Annotated in this window: 8 protein-coding genes and 1 tRNA gene; 4 read left to right on the top strand and 5 right to left on the bottom strand. The window is 64.8% G+C overall.

The window, feature by feature from the left end:
* Positions 1-78: 78 nt before the first annotated feature.
* Complete coding sequence (locus ASF41_RS26550) at positions 79-561, bottom strand: hypothetical protein (RefSeq protein ID WP_200941280.1); 483 nt, start codon at positions 559-561, stop codon at positions 79-81.
* A 583-nt stretch (positions 562-1144) separates the two neighbouring features.
* Here ASF41_RS26550 and ASF41_RS25025 point away from each other — a divergent pair.
* Entirely contained in the window at positions 1145-1954 is an 810-nt protein-coding gene (locus tag ASF41_RS25025; protein WP_156653321.1) for a hypothetical protein, read from the top strand.
* A 397-nt stretch (positions 1955-2351) separates the two neighbouring features.
* On the opposite strand, the gene ASF41_RS14975 is transcribed toward ASF41_RS25025, so the two are convergent.
* The 4 genes from ASF41_RS14975 to ASF41_RS14960 form a co-directional block, all read right to left on the bottom strand.
* Positions 2352-2570, bottom strand: a complete 219-nt coding sequence (locus ASF41_RS14975; RefSeq protein ID WP_056494506.1) for a hypothetical protein — start codon at positions 2568-2570, stop codon at positions 2352-2354.
* Positions 2567-2836 (bottom strand): hypothetical protein, encoded by a 270-nt coding sequence (locus ASF41_RS14970; RefSeq protein ID WP_056494503.1) that lies wholly within the window; start codon positions 2834-2836, stop codon positions 2567-2569. The genes ASF41_RS14975 and ASF41_RS14970 overlap by 4 nt, the downstream gene beginning before the upstream one ends.
* A gap of 96 nt (positions 2837-2932) precedes the next feature.
* Complete coding sequence (locus ASF41_RS25020) at positions 2933-4831, bottom strand: Ig-like domain-containing protein (protein WP_156653320.1); 1899 nt, start codon at positions 4829-4831, stop codon at positions 2933-2935.
* A 325-nt stretch (positions 4832-5156) separates the two neighbouring features.
* Positions 5157-5231 (bottom strand) — tRNA-Val (locus ASF41_RS14960).
* 422 nt (positions 5232-5653) lie between these two features.
* Between ASF41_RS14960 and ASF41_RS14955 the strand changes: the two genes are divergently transcribed.
* From ASF41_RS14955 to ASF41_RS14945, 3 genes are all read left to right on the top strand, one after another.
* Positions 5654-7843 carry a glycosyltransferase family 2 protein gene (locus ASF41_RS14955; RefSeq protein WP_056494497.1) on the top strand — a complete coding sequence of 730 codons (2190 nt, stop codon included), beginning with the start codon at positions 5654-5656 and terminating at the stop codon, positions 7841-7843.
* 507 nt (positions 7844-8350) lie between these two features.
* Positions 8351-15772 (top strand): type I polyketide synthase, encoded by a 7422-nt coding sequence (locus ASF41_RS14950; protein WP_156653319.1) that lies wholly within the window; start codon positions 8351-8353, stop codon positions 15770-15772.
* A 25-nt stretch (positions 15773-15797) separates the two neighbouring features.
* Positions 15798-17174: an aminotransferase class I/II-fold pyridoxal phosphate-dependent enzyme gene (locus tag ASF41_RS14945; RefSeq protein WP_056494491.1), complete on the top strand. Its 1377-nt coding sequence runs from the start codon at positions 15798-15800 to the stop codon at positions 17172-17174.
* Positions 17175-17353: the final 179 nt, after the last annotated feature.

Raw genomic sequence — 17353 nt, 5'->3', positions numbered from 1 at the left:
AACGGCGACCCAAAGCCCTTCGTCTGGACTGCCGACCCGGATCGCATCATCCAGGCCGCAAAGCGCGGGCACCAAATGTTAGACTCGCACCACTAGGTTCTTACGAGCGCGAAGGCCCCAGACGTCGACCTCCCCAGTTGGTTCATCAACCTTCGCCTCGCTTACCTCTTCTTGGACCAGCGTTACGTTCACCGCCTCGATCGCGGCAGGTGGAGGCTGCATCTTCAGCGCACTCGAAGGGACGACCGTCCCGGGAGCAGGTGTACCAGGGTCTTTCCAGTGCCCGGAACGACCTTCGGCGAACCCGACGTTCACATAGTGAACCAGGGGGTTGGCTCCGGACTGTACGACATCAGGGTTGGCGGCAAGGTAGCCGAGCGTGCTGAACCCTGCGCTCGGATCGCGTCCTTCCTTCCAGCCGTGCTGAAGGTAGTGCTCTAACGGCGGGTAACTCGCAAAACGAACATCCGGATACCAATATAGATAATATATCGGATCAAACCCAGGCAGCTGTGTTTTCTTTAGAGAAGATCGCCACGGCAGGAAGTCAAGCAGGCGCATTTGAAGATCGGCTCCAGCAAGCTTGTCGAGGTCTTTGACTCCGATATCCGGGATGTTTCCGCAAGCCCTGGTTTCACGACATTACCGTTGAATCATGTTCGGGACCGCGCACAAGATTTGCTTGCCCGAGCCTCGGATTGGTAGACTGGATCTTCCTATAGCACTCATATTGCTGTTGTTTAAAGCCCTTAACCCATCTGTAGATTATTGGACGTGATCTGCATAAGCAGCTTCTGTAGCACGAGACATGATCTTAGGGCTTTCGTCGTTTCAGGTGCCACTGATACCGGGTCCGACTTGGCTTCCCTGCGGCTTAAGCCGCATGGACCATGCCGCCATTATGCGATCGGCGGCGGGCTGCTTAGTCGCCTCGCATTTACCTATCACAGCAACCAACTTGCTAGACAGCGTCGTTCGGTTTTGGTTTCAAATGCAACCCAGGGAAAATTACTCTGGTATCGTCCTTTACCATTCTTAAATTTATAAAACATTTTTGTGTTAACCCATTGCGGGTATCATCTTTTTGTGAATCGGTCTCCGGAAATATGCTCGCAATTGCAAATTTTGCGCACAGGACAGGGTAATGATATCTATCGTCCGCGGTACTTCAGCTTCTGAAATTTTTACACCGACTTACCAGGAGGGCTCTAATCCATTCGGTCAAGCAGCCAGTCTAACTTATGGCAATGGAGGCAACGACACTTTCAATGTGCTTGGAACAACTACAAGCGTAAGGCTTGCTGATATAGTTGCAGGTAGTGGCGATGATACGCTGAATGTTGCATTTGGCGAAGGTGTTTTCCTAGCTGGCGCCGGAAATGACACTCTCAATTTCCACAGCGGGTCTTATCAATACGATGGTGACGCCGGCACTGATACGCTTGTGCTCGACGGGCAAATTAGCAGCTACAACATTTTTCCAGCTGGGGCAGGCGTCACAATTATTACTGCAACTACGTACATTCAGACTGCTTCTGTTGAGCTATTTAAGTTTTCAGACATAACGGTTAATCAGGCTGACGGGAATAGTGTTGTCGACGATTTGTACTACTTAAGTCAAAACCCTGACATAGCGGAAAGCGGTATTGACCCAGACCTCCACTATTCGCAGTTTGGGTGGAAGGAAGGTAGAGATCCAAATGCTTTCTTCAGTACAAATTCTTATCTAGAGGCTTATAAGGACGTCGCAGAGGCGGGACTCAATCCCCTAGAGCACTATCTGGATTTTGGATGGAAGGAGGGGCGAGATCCATCCGGTGCATTCGATACGAAGGCGTACCTTACAGCCAACCCAGACGTTGCAGCTGCTGGCATCAATCCTTTGCTGCATTATATTGATTTTGGGGTAATTGAGGGTAGAGCGTATTTTGACGATGGTATATTGAATGCCTAATTGTCTTGAGGCTTAAATTTGTCATCCTACTGAGTTTCTGGGCTTGGCAGCTTTGATAGCCGGCCGGGCTTAATTGGTTCACCTCGCGAACCCGTTTCACCGACACGCCGCCGGCGCCCATCCTTGGTCTGGATCCAGGTCTCGGCCACACAGGTGAACGCGGGCGGCCCGGCGTCATAGTCCCAGACCCACAGTGGGTCGGCCTTCGGCCCTGGTTTGAGGTCCACCGACTCGCGTAAGACCAGCCGGAGCCGGCACTCGCCGCGGTGTTGCTCACCCAGGAGCGCTGCGACGCAGTTGGTCGACGCAATCCATTGCGCGCTGGGGGTCGTCGCTGGGAAGATGCGCGGGTGATAGTCGTCGGTCGTGATCTTGCGCCAGGGCGGAGCGGCGTCCGTCAAGGCTCGCGCTCCCACCTGTCCTCCGCGAATGTGCTGGCTGCTGCTTCATCGTGGTAGGCCCGCACCTTCACGTCGACGAGGTCGGACAGGAACGACAGCACGCCGAGAAGTTCGAGCCTTCCCTCGCGGGAGGTGCTGGGATCCTGCACCGTTTTCCGAACCTCACCTTGCACGTCCGCAAGGGCTTGCAAGTAGCCTGCGTCACGCTCGGTCATCGTCGATGCCTCTCTGGCCGGGCCAGCAGGATCGCGGTGCGCACGGCAACCCACTTCAGGTGGTCCGTGGCCTCCTTGTTCGCGACGGTTACTTTCGCCCAATCGTGGCTACTGACAGCCTCGGCGATGTCGACGCTGTAACCATCGCCGAACAGGAACGCCGTGGTAGTCGGATCCGCTATGAAGGCGTCGACCGCGGCGGCCACGTCTGCCTCAAGGATGGCCTTCGCCTTGTAGAGCTCGCCGGTGGTGGGATACTCAGCCATGCAGCTGAGATAGCACGCAGCGGACCAGCGTCACGGCAGGAACCGACCAGAGTAGGCAGACCGAAGCGCGCAGCCTCAGCCTGCCTCCGGAGATCACTAACCGAAGTGACCGTCATCCAGCATGGCCCGCCCTTCGAGCCCGCCATACTGCAGGTAGTGGAGCATAGGATCGAGACCGGCTGCTTTGACGTCGCCGTTGGCAGCGAGATAGCCATTGATGTCGAAGTGCGCGGAAGGATCACGGCCTTCCTTGAAGCCGAACGATTCGTAGTGCGCGAGAGGGTCGATGTTGGCTGCCGCGATGTCCATATAGGCCGCAAGGTAGCCCTTGGTGTCGAACACCGCATTCGGGTTGCGCCCTTCGTGCCAGCCGTTGGTCTCGTAGTGGCTGTAGGCGAACGCGAATGTGTCGCCACCAGCTGCCAGCGCGGCTTTGGCCACGTCTGAGTTAGCCAAGAGATAGTACTCGGCGTCGAAGCCAGGATGCGTGGCAAGGTCGGCTGCCTTGCCTATTGCTGCGTAGGCTTGTCGACCTTCCGACTGTCCATTCGCGAGGTAATGCGCGAGCGGATCGATGCCGGCTGCTTTCACATCTGGATTACGTGCTAAATACTGCTGGCTGTCGAAACCGGCAGATGGGTCGCGCCCTTCCTTCCAGCCGTAGGTGTCATAGTGAATTAATGGGTTCATTTCGGATGTTTTGACGTCTGTATTTGTAGCTAGATATCCAGACGTGGAGAAAAATTCGTTTGGATTCAGGCCATCATGCCAGCCGTACGAATTGAAGTGCTCGGCGGCGTTCACCTTCATGGCCCAAATATCAGTATTTTTACTGTAATAATATAAGTTGTCAATCAATGAGCCGAATTTGATAATATTTTCTACTGACCCGTCCAGAAAAATGAATGATTTTGCGTCGATGGCTGTAAATTCCGCGGCGGTATTCAAAGCAAATCTGCTAACGTTGCCAAAGCCAAGTATCTCTGTATCCCTGAGATTGGAATCAAATGATACAGAGGCAGCTTCGATTTTCGGGGTGGAGGCGGTCGTACTAATATTCCCGGCGACATCTTTCGCTTCTGCGTGAAGATAAAAGGCGGAATTATTCAATGTAGACGACAATTCCCACCTGCCATCGTTAATTATATTTGCTTGTAGAGATGTTTCATTGTTATCAACTAGATGAAGTGAAGTTCCAGGCGAAGATTCAATTTTCCCGGTGATGTAAAGCTTAGGGGTATCGACCCTAAAATCTACAGTCTGCTGAGATATGGAGAGCTCAGGCTTTTTCGTGTCGACGGTGAGTGGAATTGGACTGGTTGATATGGAATTCCCGGCCACGTCTGACACATGCGCCAAAACACTGTATTTTCCATCAACAATCGAAGAAATATAAGATAAGAAGCTCGGATCATCTGGCATCTGAATCTTGAAGGCGTAATAATCTCCGAGTGAATTTGATACAACATTTAAAGATTTTTCGACAAGTTTGATGCCTTCGAGGTTCTCGACCTGAACGGTCGCCTGTAATCTTGGGAACGCATCGAGTTCTACGCCGCTGACTACTCCTCCAACGCGAAGCGTGCGGAGGAGTGATGCTGCATTTAATACGATGCCACTACCATCGATCAGTGAAGGCAGCGGTTGGTTGTCGTTAGGATGTTCGGGTGTGTTCGTTCCGCTCGACAAAACGAGCGTAAGTGTCGGTCTCAGCGTGTCCAGCGTGAATTGAAGGGACGCGCTTTCTGAACTGGATGTGTCGCGTACATTGATCGTGTGTGCCCCATCCGTAAGATGTGGTGGGGCAAATCGGTAGTTGCCCAATCCATCGGCTTGTACCGATCCGATCAGCTGTTCACCGTCGAGTAAATCTAGTACTGAGTTCGGCGTTGCAGTCCCAGTAAAAGATGAGACATTGGTGATATTGTCTGTTTGAGAAATGCCGGTGTCTTGCTCAAGCTTGATTGTAAATTGTGAATTAATATTCGCAGCCACAGATGACTCCAAGCCAGCAAGGTTTATCTCGGCTCTGGTAGCCAAGAAACTTCGCACAATGAGATGCTTGGAAGACTGAATTTAATGTAAAGGGAGCGGCAGCGTTCAGCGCAAACCGGTGCCTCGCATCGCGGTAGAAGGGCGCGCTGATTGCGCGCTCGAGGGGGCAGGAGCGCGATTGATGAGCTTTCTGGGCACTAGGTTCAATCGATGCTGAACCTGGAGTATCGCTGACCCGAACCCAGATCAGGTTCACCGAACCAGCGATCACTAACCGCTGGCCTATCTCTCGTCAGGAAAATTCCTGTGACATCAGAGAGATAGATGGTGGGCGCGACAGGGATCGAACCTGTGACCCCTACCATGTCAAGGTAGTGCTCTCCCGCTGAGCTACGCGCCCTCACCGGTGCCGCTCGGCGCCGGTGGAGGGGGCTATAGCCTGGGGTTTCGGGGTACGCAAGGGCCCTCGCCGCGCGAATGTTCGGCCTGCCGGTCGGGCGATCCCCGGCCCCGGCATCGGCCCTGTGTGACCCGCGAAAATGCGGTAAGCCGGGCCCGGTCGCCTTCCGGTGGCGCGGGCCGGTCCGGCGCGCCGACCGGGGCAGGCGGCCGGAACAGGCGGGTTGGGGCTTGCGGTGGAACGATGCGGGGCGGAAACGACGGTGGGCGCGGGAAGGCCGTTCGCGCTTGGGGCGGCGACGCCGACCGGGGGAGCGGGGGCGATGATCGGGCCCGCCCTGCGGTGTCCCGCCGTTCGATGACGCTCGCGGGAAGGTCCGGCCCTGCTGCCTCGGGTACGGTCCGCGATGGAGTGAGCCAGGGATGAAGACCCCGAACCGGTCCGGCTCGCTGCCGGCCGTCTCGCTCCCCTGGATTCGCAGGGGGCCTTCGACGCGGCGCTTCGTCCCGGATGGCCCCAGCTTCGACCTCGACCTCGCGGATGCCGGTCTCGGCGGGACCTGGGCGACGATCCGGTTCCGGGACGTCGGGAGCGCGGGCGTCTGCCGGCTGGTCCTCAGCGCGCGGGTCCTCGGCCCGGACGGTCGGCCCGGCATCGTGGCCCTCTCCGAGGAGGCGGAGGGCGGGGATCGCTTCGTCTGGACGGGGCGCTTGCCCGAAGGGCTGCGAGCCCTGCACCTGGCGCCCCTCGCCCGCGAAACGGGGTTCCACCTCGACGGTTTCGCGATCCGCCGGGTCCGGCGGATCGGCCTCGTCGCGCGCGCCCTGCGCCGGAGCCCGGCCCTCGCCGCGCGCGCCCTGTACTGGCGCGCCCTCGGCCTCAAGGTTCGCGGGCGGGCGCTGCTCCTGCGGGCCCTCCACGATCGGACGGAGACCGGCTACGCCACGTGGATCGCCCGATTCGATACCTTCTCCGAGGCCGATCGGCGGCGCATCCGCGACGCGATCGATGCCTGGCCGGACGCGCCGCGGATCTCGGTGGTGATGCCGGTGCACGATCCCGCCCCGCGCGTCCTGGACGCCGCCATCCGGTCGGTCCGCGCGCAGCTCTATCCGAACTGGGAGCTCTCGATCGTCGACGACGCCTCGACGGATCCGGCGATCCCACGCCTCCTGGCCCGTCACGCCCAGCAGGATCCCCGCATTCACGTCGTCCGGCGTGCGGAGAATGGTCACATCGCCCGCGCCACCAACGACGCCCTCGCGCAGGCGACCGGTCCTTTCGTTGCCTTCTTCGACCACGATGACGTGCTGGCCGAGGGGGCGCTCTACCACGTCGCGACCGCGATCCGTGCCGCGCCCGATCTCGTCCTGATCTACAGCGACGAGGACAAGATCGACGGGCGTGGGCGTCGCTTCGAGCCGCACTTCAAGTCGGGGTTCGATCGCGAGCTGCTCTACGGCCAGAACTACATCAATCACCTCACGGTGATCCGCACGGAGGCGATCCGGGCCGTGGGCGGCCTGCGCCCGGGCTTCGAGGGCAGCCAGGACCACGATCTCCTCTTGCGGATCACGGCGCGTCTGACGCCGGATCGCATCCGGCACATTCCGCGGATCCTCTACCACTGGCGTGCCGCCGGCGGCTCGGGGACGTTCTCGGACCGGGCCCTGGAGCGGAGCGAGATGGCGCGGCTGCGCGCGCTGGCCGAGGTGGCCGCCCCCCTGCGGGCGACGGCGGTGCGCGGCCCCCTCGGGTTCAACCGGCTCGTCCGTCCGGTCCCGGAGCCGGCTCCCCTCGTTTCGGTGGTCATTCCGACGCGCGACCGCGCGGACTTGCTCGCCGTGGCCCTCGCGGGTGTTCTCGACGCGACGGACTATCCGGCCATCGAGGTGCTCATCGTCGACAACGACAGCCGGGAGCCCCGCACGCGCGACCTCTTCGCGCGCTATTCGAACGACGCGCGCGTTCGTGTCGTGTCGGTGCCCGGACTCTTCAACTTTTCCGACCTCTCCAACCGAGGCGCGGCAGCGGCCCGGGGGCCGCTGCTCCTGTTCCTGAACAACGACGTCGAGGTCATCGAGCCCGGCTGGCTGCGCGAGATGGTGTCCATCGCGCTGACGCCGGACATCGGCGCGGTGGGCGCGAAGCTGCTCTACCCGGACCGCACGCTGCAGCACGGCGGCATCGTCCTCGGGATCGGCGGCGTGGCCGGGCACAGCCATCCCGGGCTGTCCGAGGACGACCCCGGGTACTTCGCCCGGATGGTCCTGACGCAGGAGGTCTCGGCCGTGACCGGCGCCTGCCTGCTCCTCCGGGCGTCGGTCTTCTCGGAGAGCGGGGGCTTCGACGCGGACGACCTCGCCGTCGCGTTCAACGACGTCGACCTCTGCCTCAGGCTGCGTGCGCAGGGGTATCGGATCGTGTGGACACCGCATGCGCGGCTGATCCACCACGAATCGAAGAGCCGCGGCGCGGAGGACACACCCGAGAAACTGGCCCGGTTCGAGCGCGAGGTCCGGGTGATGCAAGACCGATGGGGGGCGGTTCTGCGGGCGGACCCGTACTACAATCCCAATCTCTCGAAGATCGCCGCGCGCTATCGGCTCTGATGTTGCGGCGCAGCGTCGTCCCCTCGCACCGCAAAGTCGCCGTAATCAGCCGGTCTACCCGCCTTCCCTGGATGGCTTCGGCACAGCGATGAACCGTTGCGAAACAGGGTGGCAGCTGGGTCTGAATCACAGGGGGCGACGCTGGTCCGCACCCTTCCTGCCTTCAGGTCCCTCCCCTGCCAGGATGCCGGCGTAACGGGCCGGTGACTTCGGTCGGCGATGGTCCATAAGTCAGGTCGGGGAAGCCGTCCCGGTTTGTGGCATTTGTTTGGAATTCCTGCATGTGATCGAGCAGTCGTCGTCGTGAGGCGCGGCACTTTGCTCCCTCATCTTGCCGGAATGATCGATGAATACGTGCAACAGGGTCCCTGTGTCCGGTCGGTGATTGCCCTGATTCCCGGCGCTCCGGTTGGACAGTAGCCTGGAGCCATACTAAGGATCGGGCTGGTTGCCACCGGTGGTACAAGTCGGTCCTGTCCCCCGTTCAAGAGCGTGTGCGAATCGAACGTGACACAACGTACAGACATCGCGATCATCGGCCGTGCCTGCCGGCTTCCCGGCGCTTCGAGCGTCGACGGGCTCTGGCAGCTCCTGACCGAGGCGCGATGCGCCGTCGGTCGCATCCCGGATGACCGCTGGTCCCTGGAGCGGTTCGGACACCCGCGCGCGCAGGAGCGTGGCAAGAGCTATACGTGGTCCGCCGGCGTCCTCGACGACATCTGGTCGTTCGACCCGGGCGTGTTCGGCATCTCGCCCCGTGAGGCCGAGCAGATGGACCCGCAGCAGCGCCTGCTGCTGGAACTGACTTGGGAAGCCCTGGAAGATGCCGGGCTGCGCCCCTCGGACGTGGCGGGGACCCAGATCGGCGTCTTCGTCGGCGCCTCCTCCTTGGATTACGGCAACCTGCGCGTCCTCGACACCTCGTCGGGCGACGCCTACGCGGCCACCGGGAACACGCTCTCGATCCTGTCGAACCGCATCTCCTACATCTACGACCTGAAGGGACCGAGCTTCACCGTCGACACGGCCTGCTCGTCCTCGCTCGTCGCCCTCGATGCCGCGGTGGCGGCCATCTCCAGCGGTCGGATCGACACGGCGGTCGTCGCCGGCGTGAACCTTCTCGCGAGCCCCTTCAACTTCATCTGCTTCTCGAACGCGCAGATGCTCTCGCGCACCGGCCTGTGCCAGGCCTTCTCGTCGAGCGCCGACGGGTACGTGCGCTCCGAGGGCGGTGTGGTGCTCGTGCTGAAATCCGCGAAAGCGGCCCTGCGCGACGGCAGCACCGTGCGCGGCGTCATCGCGGCCAGCGGCGTCAATTCGGACGGGCGCACCACCGGCATCTCCCTGCCCTCCGGCTATGCCCAAGGTGCGCTTCTGGAGCAGGTCTACCGCGAGGCCGAAATCGACCTCGACGCGGTGGTCTTCGTCGAGGCCCACGGCACCGGTACGCCGGTGGGCGATCCGATCGAGGCGAGTGCCATCGGCGGCAAGCTCGGTCGTCCCCGCAAGGCGCCGCTGCCGATCGGTTCGATCAAGAGCAACATCGGCCACACCGAGCCGGTCTCGGGCCTTGCCGGTCTCCTGAAGGCCAGCCTCGCTCTCGAGCACGACCTCTTCCCGACCTCGCTTCACGCGGCCGAACTGAATCCCGAGATCCCCTTTCGGGACCTGAACCTGTCGGTGACGAACAAGCCGCTGCCGCTGGCGCGCGATGGCAAGGCGCGCTTCGCGGGCGTCAATTCCTTCGGGTTCGGCGGCACCAACGCGCACGTCGTCCTCACGGACGGCCCGCCGGTTCGTGCCGCCTCGGTCGCCCCCGATGCGGCCCGGATGCCGGAAGTGCTCCTGCTCTCGGCCCAGAGCCGTGCCGCCCTCAACGAACTCGCCCTCGATTACGCCGAGCGCTTCGACGGCGCCGACAAGGCCGAGATCGCCCGGATCGCCGCGGCCGCCGCCCATCGTCGCGAGCGTCTGTCCTCGCGCCTGGCCGTTTCCCTGGATGCCGATCTTCCGGGGGTCCTGCGCGCCGTCGGTGAGGCCGAGGATGCCCCCGACGCCCTTCTGGGGACCGCCGTGGACCGCGCGGCGGAGGTCGCCTTTGTCTATTCCGGCAACGGGAGTCAGTGGGCCGGCATGGGTCGTGAGGCCTATGACGAGAACGCCGTCTTCCGCGAGGCCTTCGACCGCATCGACGGCCTGTTCCACACCCTTTCGGGCTGGTCCCTGAAGGAGGCCCTGTTCGCCGAGGATCTGGAGGAGCGCCTCGCCCTCACGCGGGTGTCGCAACCCCTGATCTTCGCGATCTCGAGCGCCTCGACGACGGCGCTGCGGGCCCACGGCCTCAAGCCGAGCTACGTCCTCGGCCACAGCGTCGGCGAGATCGCCGCGGCGGAAGCCGCCGGGATCTTGAGCCTCGAACAGGCCGTGAAGGTCATCTTCTACCGGAGCAAGCACCAGGAGACGACGCGCGGCTTCGGAACGATGGCCGTGCTGCTCGCCCCTGCGGACGAGATCGAACTGTTCCTGAAGGATTACCCGAGCCTCGACATCGCCGCCTATAACAGCCCCAAGGCCATCACGGTGGCCGGCCCGGTGGAGGATATCGATGCGGCCATGAAGGCGCTGACGCGCAAGCGTCGTCGCGGGCGCAAGCTCGACCTCGAGTACCCCTTCCACGGCCGGTTGATGAACCCGACCGAGAAGCCGCTGCTGCGGGACCTCGCTGGGCTCAAGCCGCACGCTGCAAAGACCGCGATGGTATCGACCGTCACCGGCAAGGTGCTGGCCGGAGATCAGTTCGGGGCCGGTTACTGGTGGCGCAACATCCGTGAACCGGTGCGCTTCTGCGAGGCCGTTCAGGAGGCAACCCGACAGGGCGCCCGCGTCTTCATCGAAGTGGGGCCCCGCGCGACCCTGCTGTCGCATATCGGCGACGCCATCGAGCCCCTCGGCATCGAGAACGCCACGATCGGCGTCCTCCACCGCAAGCCGGCGGGCGGCGATCCGATCGCCCGCACCGTCGCGGCCGCCCTCGTGCAGGGCGCCGCCGTCGATGAGGCGACGGTCTTCGGGGCGAATCCGACGGGCGACGTGTCGCTGCCGCTCTATCCCTGGCAGCGTCGACCCTTCCGGCTCGCCGAGACCACCGAGGGTGTCGGTGCGGCGACGCCGCGTCCCTATCATCCGCTCTACGGCTCCCGCGTCGCACCGGACGGCCTCGAATGGCACGGCCACGTCGACATCGCGACGGTGCCGGACCTCGATGATCACCGCATCGACGGGCAGGCGATCCTGCCCGGCGCGGCCTTCATCGAGATGGCCCTCGGTGTTGCCCGCGAGGCGATGAAGACGGACAGCGTCACGCTCGCGGACTTCGAGATCCAGTCGCCGATGGTGTTCGGCGAGGAATCCCTGCGCGAGGTCGCGGTGCGGGTCGCCGGCTCGGGCAACGCCATCCAGATTCTCAGCCGGCCACGCCTGACCCAGGCCGCCTGGCAGCTCCACGCCGCGGCCAAGATCATCGATGGGACCTTCCCGGCGCCCGCCCCGGTGGACCTGCACGTTCCCGCCGAACACGCGGTGGCGGGCGAAGCCCTCTACCGCCTGGCCGCCGCCTCGGGTCTCGGCTTCGGCCCGAGCTTCCGTCAGGTCGCGGCGAGTGCGCGCCTCGACGAGACCACCATCGTCTCGGAGCTCCTGCCCGCCGAGGCCGACGGGCGCTTCGGGCTCGTCCCCGCGCGCCTCGATTCCTGCTTCCACGGCCTCATCCTGCTCTTCGCCGGTCTGATGGGCGAGGGGTCGACCAAGGCCTATGTCCCGGTTCGCTTCGGCGAAATCCGCCTCGTCAAGCCGGGGGCCGTCATCGCCCGGGCGATGATCCGGACCCGGCGTGCCAACGAGCGCAGCATCCTGGCCGATTTTACCCTGGTGGATGCCGAGGGCGCCGTCATCGCCACCTTGCGCGAGGGGCGGTTTCAGGCGCTCCGCTCGAAGAACGGCAGCGATCTCGCCGCGTACGCCATCGCGCAGCGGCCCGAGCTTGCCACCGAACCCACCGCCATCGCGATGGAGCGCGGAAAGCGCGTCGCCGACGCGATCCGTCCGGCCTGCAAGGCCGCCGTCGCACCTGCCGAGGCGCCGCTGGCACCGGGGCACCTCCTTCTCGAAGGTTGGGCGACGTCGATGGCCTACCGCCTGGCGGAGGGCCTCCAGCGCTCCGGCACCGTGGCGATCGACGACCGCGTGCCGGAGGCGATGCGCCCCTGGCTCCTGAACGCCCTCTACGCCCTGGAGAGCAGCGACCTCGCCACCCTCGACGGCGAGCGCTGGACCCTGCGCAAGGATGTGTCCCTGCCGGCACCCGACGAAATCATGCGTTGGATCGCGGCGGATCACCCCGAACTCTCGGCCGAACTCGTGCTCACCGCCGATATCGGCGCCGTCGTCGGCCGGTTGCTCTCGGGTGATCTGACGGAGGCTCCGACCCTCTCGCAGAACGCCCTCGACGCCTTCGTCCTGCGCAGTGCGACGGCCCGGGCCGCGGCCGACGTGATCGCGGATCTCGTCGAGTCCGGCCGTGCCGCCCTGCCCCGCGACCGTGCGTTGCGGGTACTTCAGGTCGGATTCGGACCGCTCTCGGCGCAGGCCGCCGCCTTCACGGACGGCATCGAGGCGCAGCTGACCGTGTTCGAAGCCGATCGTCGCCTGGCGGAGCGGGCGCGCCTCGCCCTGCCGCGCGGCCTCACCGTCATCGAGGATACGGCCGAGCTGTCGGCAGGCAGCTTCGATGTGATCCTGGCCAGCAACGTCCTGCATCGCTCCGAGCGAGCCCTGCTCGGCAAGGTCGCCGACGCGCTCGCGACCAGTGGCTTCCTCGTCGCCGTCGAGCCGGGAGCGTCGCTGTTCCGCGATCTGGTGTTCGGCTTGACCCCGGATTGGTTCGAGGCAACGGCCGACCTGCCGGTGGGCCGTCTCGACGACATCACCGGGTGGCAGCGTGCGCTGAGCGACACCGGCCTCGTGCGGGTGGCCGTCGATCGCGCCGTCTCCGCCAACGGGGACGATCTTCTGTTCATCGCCGAGGCGCCGGTGCGCGCCAAGCCGGCGCCCGGCCAGACCTTCGCGTTCGTGATCGGCTCGCACGACGCTGTCGCGGCGGAGACGGCCTCGTCCCTGGCGACCCTGCTGGTGGCGAGCGGCGTCCACGTCTCGATCATCCTCGACTCGGAGCAGTCGCTGCTCGAACTGGAACGCGAGACCCCCGACACGGTCGTCTTCCTCGCGGGCGCCTTCAACCATACCGGTGCCGCGGCGGACCGCCTGCGGGAGCGCTGCCTGAGCCTGAAGCGCTGCGTCGAGCATCTCGGCAGCCGCCAGACCCGGCTCTGGGTGGTCTGCCCCGGCGCCACCCGCGATGCGGGGGATCCGACCGGCTCCGTGGAGGCCGGCGTCTGGGCCTTCAGCCGGACGCTTGCCAACGAGGTGGCGAATCTCGACGTGCGTCGGATCGACCTCGCCGAGGCGCTCTCGACCAAGGCCGCCGCCGAGCGGCTGCGCGACCTCATCCTCTCGGGCACGCTCGAGACCGAGATCATCCTCGACGCCGACCGGACCCGTGTGATCCGGTTCTCGCCGGGCCAGCTCTCCCGTCGTCCCGGCGCCGATGCGGTTCCGGCCGAGGCGGCCCGCCTGGAACGCAGCAATACCGGCGGCCTCAACGAGATGGCCTGGGGGCCGGCGACCCGCCGGGCTCCCGAGCGCGGCGAGGTCGAGATCGCGGTCGAGGCCACGGGTCTCAATTTCCGCGACGTCCTCTGGGCCCTGTCGATGCTGCCGGAGGAGATCCTGGAGGATGGCTTCGCGGGTCCGCGCCTCGGGCTGGAAGTGGCCGGCCGGGTCCTCTCCGTCGGCAAGGGCGTCGACGCCTTCAAGCCCGGTGATCGCGTCGTCGCCTTCGCGCAGTCGGGCTTCGCGACCCACATCGTCGTCCCCGAGCTCGTCGTGGCCCCGAGCCCGCCCGGCCTCGATCCGCAGGCCGCCGCCACTGTGCCGGTCGCCTTCCTCACGGCCTATTACGGCCTCGTCAGCTGCGCCCGCCTGCGCCGCGGCGAGTGGGTCCTGATCCATGGCGGAGCCGGCGGCGTCGGTCTGGCCGCCCTGCAGATCGCGAAGATGAAGGGTGCGCGGGTCATCGCCACGGCCGGCTCGCGGGAGAAGCGCGCCCTGGTCAAGGCGTTGGGGGCCGAGCACGTGCTCGACTCGCGTTCCCTCGCCTTCGTGGACGATGTCCGCCGCATCACCGGCGACGGCGTCGGCGTGGTGCTGAACAGCCTGTTCGGCGAGGCGATGGAGCGCAGCCTCAACGTCCTCAAGCCCTTCGGCCGCTTCATCGAGCTGGGCAAGCGCGACTACGTCGCCAACACCCATATCGGCCTGCGTCCGTTCCGCCGGAACCTGTCCTATTTCGGCGTCGATCTCGACCAGGTGCTCCAGCACCAGGGCGAGGACGGGGCCCGGCTGTTCCGGGAGGTGATGTCCCTGTTCAAGGAAGGCGGCCTGAAGCCTCTGCCCTTCCAGCCCTTCACGGCGGACGAGGTCTCGGACGCCTTCCGGCTGATGCAGCAATCGGGGCATGTGGGTAAGATCGTCATCGCACCGCCGAAGCCCGGCAGCGTGATGCAGACGGAGAAGTCCGCCTTCACGATCTCTCCCGAGGGTGTCCACCTCGTCACCGGCGGTCTCGGCGGCTTCGGCATCGAGGCGGCGCGCTGGCTCGCGGACCGGGGTGCGAAGCACATCGTCCTCGTCGGCCGCAACGGGGCCGCGAGTCCCGAGGCCAAGCAGGTCGTGGCCGATCTCGGCGCCCGCGGCGTCGCCGTGGCCGCGATGGCCTGCGACATCACCAGCCGCAAGGCGGTGGATGCGCTGCTGGCCGAGGTGGAGCGCGGGGGCCGGTCGCTCGCCGGCGTGATCCACGGCGCGATGGTGCTCCAGGATGGCCTCATCGCCAACATCGACGCCGCCGCCCTCGACACGGTCATCCGTCCGAAGGTCATCGGTGCCGAGCATCTCGACGCAGCGACGCGCGCGCGCGCGCTCGACTATTTCGTGATGTTCTCCTCGGCCACGACGTTCATCGGCAACCCCGGACAGGGCGCCTACGTGGCCGCGAACGGCTTCATGGAAGGCCTCGCCCGCCGCCGGCGCAAGCTCGGCCTGCCGGCGCTGGCCGTCGCCTGGGGGGCCATCGGCGATGTCGGCGTGCTGGCCCGTAACCGTGCGGTGATGGAGACCTTGGCGGGTCGCGTCGGCGTGACGCCGATGGATGCCCGCCACTGCCTCGACCTCATGGCCGACGCGCTCGAAGGCCAGGGGTCGAGCCCGGACGACGCCGTGATCGCCATCGCGTCGATGCATTGGGGCAAGGCGCGCGAGCGCCTCGCCACCATGAAGAGCCCGAGCTACGCCGAGCTCGGTTCGGACCAGCAGATGGAAGCCGGAACGGTGGCGGCCATCAATATCGGCCTGCTCCTGAAGACGCAGGACATCGACTCGGTGCGCAAGACGGTGGCCGACGCCATCGTGGAGGACATCGCCCGGATCCTGCGCCTGCCCAAGGACGACATCAGCCGCGTGCGCCACCTCTCCGAGATCGGTCTCGACTCGTTGATGGGCGTCGAACTCGGCGCGAGCCTGCAGGAGCGCTTCGCCCTCGAGGCGCCGCCGTCCGGCATCTCCTCCGGCCTCACCGTCAACGAACTCACCGAGACCCTGATCCAGTCGATCGCGGCTCCGGTGGACGAGGCGGCGGCGGCCGTGATGAGCCTGGCCCAGCGTCACGCCAGCGAGGGGGTGGATGTCCGCACCCTCGAGCCCTTCCACGCGATGGTCGAAGAAAACAGCCTCGCGATCAAAGAAATCCTCCCGTGAGCGATTCCCCCTTGAGGCATGCCGCATGAGCAATTCCGCGAGACCGGACGGCGGACGCGCGGCCCTGGCGGGCTTCGTCACGAACCGCCTCGGGCGAAACGCCAACCGGACGGCTCCCGCCCGTCCGGCGCAGCGCCCGGCGGGCGATGGGTCCGTACAGAATTTCGAGTCCCTGCCGGGATACCGGGAGTTGCGCCTCCAGCGCTCGGCGGCCGATCTGATCGGCCTCGGCAATCCGTTCTTCCGGGTGCACGAGACCAAGGCCGGCGCCACGACGCGCATCGCCGGCAAGTCGTTCGTCAACTTCTCGTCCTACGACTACCTCGGTCTGAACGGGCATCCCGACGTCAACGCCGCGGCGGCCCGTGCGATCGAAACCTACGGCACGTCGGCGTCGGCCAGCCGGATCGTGGCCGGTGAGCGACCGGGACACCTCTCCCTGGAGAAGGCCCTGGCCGACCACTACGACACCGAGGCCTGCGTGGTGATGGTGAGCGGCCACGCCACCAACGTCACCACGATCGGCGCCCTGCTGGAGCCGGGCGACGTGATCTTCCACGACGCCCTCAGCCACAACAGCATCGTCACCGGCGCTCAGCTCTCCGGCGCTCAGCGCCGCTCGTTCTCCCACAACGATCTCGACGCCCTGGAGACGTTGCTCGGCGCCACGCGCCACGAGCATCGCCGGGCGCTGATCGTGGTGGAAGGCCTCTACAGCATGGACGGCGATGCGCCGGACCTCGCGGCACTCATCGCCCTGAAGCAGCGCTACGACGCCTGGCTGATGGTCGACGACGCGCACGGGCTCGGCGTCCTCGGGCGGACCGGCATCGGTCTGGCCGAACATTGTGACGTCGATCCCCACGGGGTCGATATCTGGATGGGCACCCTCTCGAAGACCCTGTCCACCTGCGGCGGTTACGTGGCCGGACCGGCGGCGTTGATCGAGTACCTCAAGTGCACGGCTGGCGGCTTCATCTATAGCGTCGGCATCTCGCCGCCTCTCGCGGCCGCGGCCGAAACGGCGCTCGAGATCATGCATGCCGAACCGCACCGGGTGGAGCGTCTGCGGCAGAACGGCCACCTGTTCCTGTCCTGCGCGAAGAAGCATGGGCTCGACACCGGGACCAGCCTCGGCCTCGCGGTGATCCCCGTCATCGTCGGCGACTCCCTGAAGTCGGTGACGCTGTCGGACCGCCTCTTCAAGCGCGGCATCAACGTTCAGCCGATCATCCACCCGGCCGTGCCGGAACGAGCGTCGCGCCTGCGCTTCTTCATCACCTCGGAGCATACGCCGGAACAGATCCGCGAGACCGTGGACGCGGTCGCGGAGGAACTCGCTGCCATCGAAAAGGGCGGTTCGCTGATCGAGCAGCTCATGGCGAAGCGCGGCAAGCCGTAGGGTCCCCGGGACCCTACGACTCCACCATCCTCCGCCTGCATCGGGTCTGGGCACCGGCGTCATCGCGCCGGTGTTTTTTTCTAGGCCGGCAAAGCTGGCTGTCTGGTAGGTTTAGTTCTGGGGGCGCCATTTTGGAGGCGCGGGATGTCGCGAAGGCAATCGCGGACACCGGATGTGGA

This window comes from Methylobacterium sp. Leaf111 (assembly GCF_001423285.1).
Lineage (GTDB): Bacteria > Pseudomonadota > Alphaproteobacteria > Rhizobiales > Beijerinckiaceae > Methylobacterium.
This window is presented reverse-complemented; position numbering and strand designations above follow the sequence as displayed.

Excerpts from the sequence above, each read along its gene's own strand:
- ASF41_RS26550 (WP_200941280.1), bottom strand. The coding sequence starts at position 561 with ATGCGCCTGCTTGACTTCCTGCCGTGGCGATCTTCTCTAAAGAAAACA.
- ASF41_RS25025 (WP_156653321.1), top strand. The coding sequence starts at position 1,145 with ATGATATCTATCGTCCGCGGTACTTCAGCTTCTGAAATTTTTACACCG.
- ASF41_RS14975 (WP_056494506.1), bottom strand. The coding sequence starts at position 2,570 with ATGACCGAGCGTGACGCAGGCTACTTGCAAGCCCTTGCGGACGTGCAA.
- ASF41_RS14970 (WP_056494503.1), bottom strand. The coding sequence starts at position 2,836 with ATGGCTGAGTATCCCACCACCGGCGAGCTCTACAAGGCGAAGGCCATC.
- ASF41_RS14955 (WP_056494497.1), top strand. The coding sequence starts at position 5,654 with ATGAAGACCCCGAACCGGTCCGGCTCGCTGCCGGCCGTCTCGCTCCCC.
- ASF41_RS14945 (WP_056494491.1), top strand. The coding sequence starts at position 15,798 with ATGAGCAATTCCGCGAGACCGGACGGCGGACGCGCGGCCCTGGCGGGC.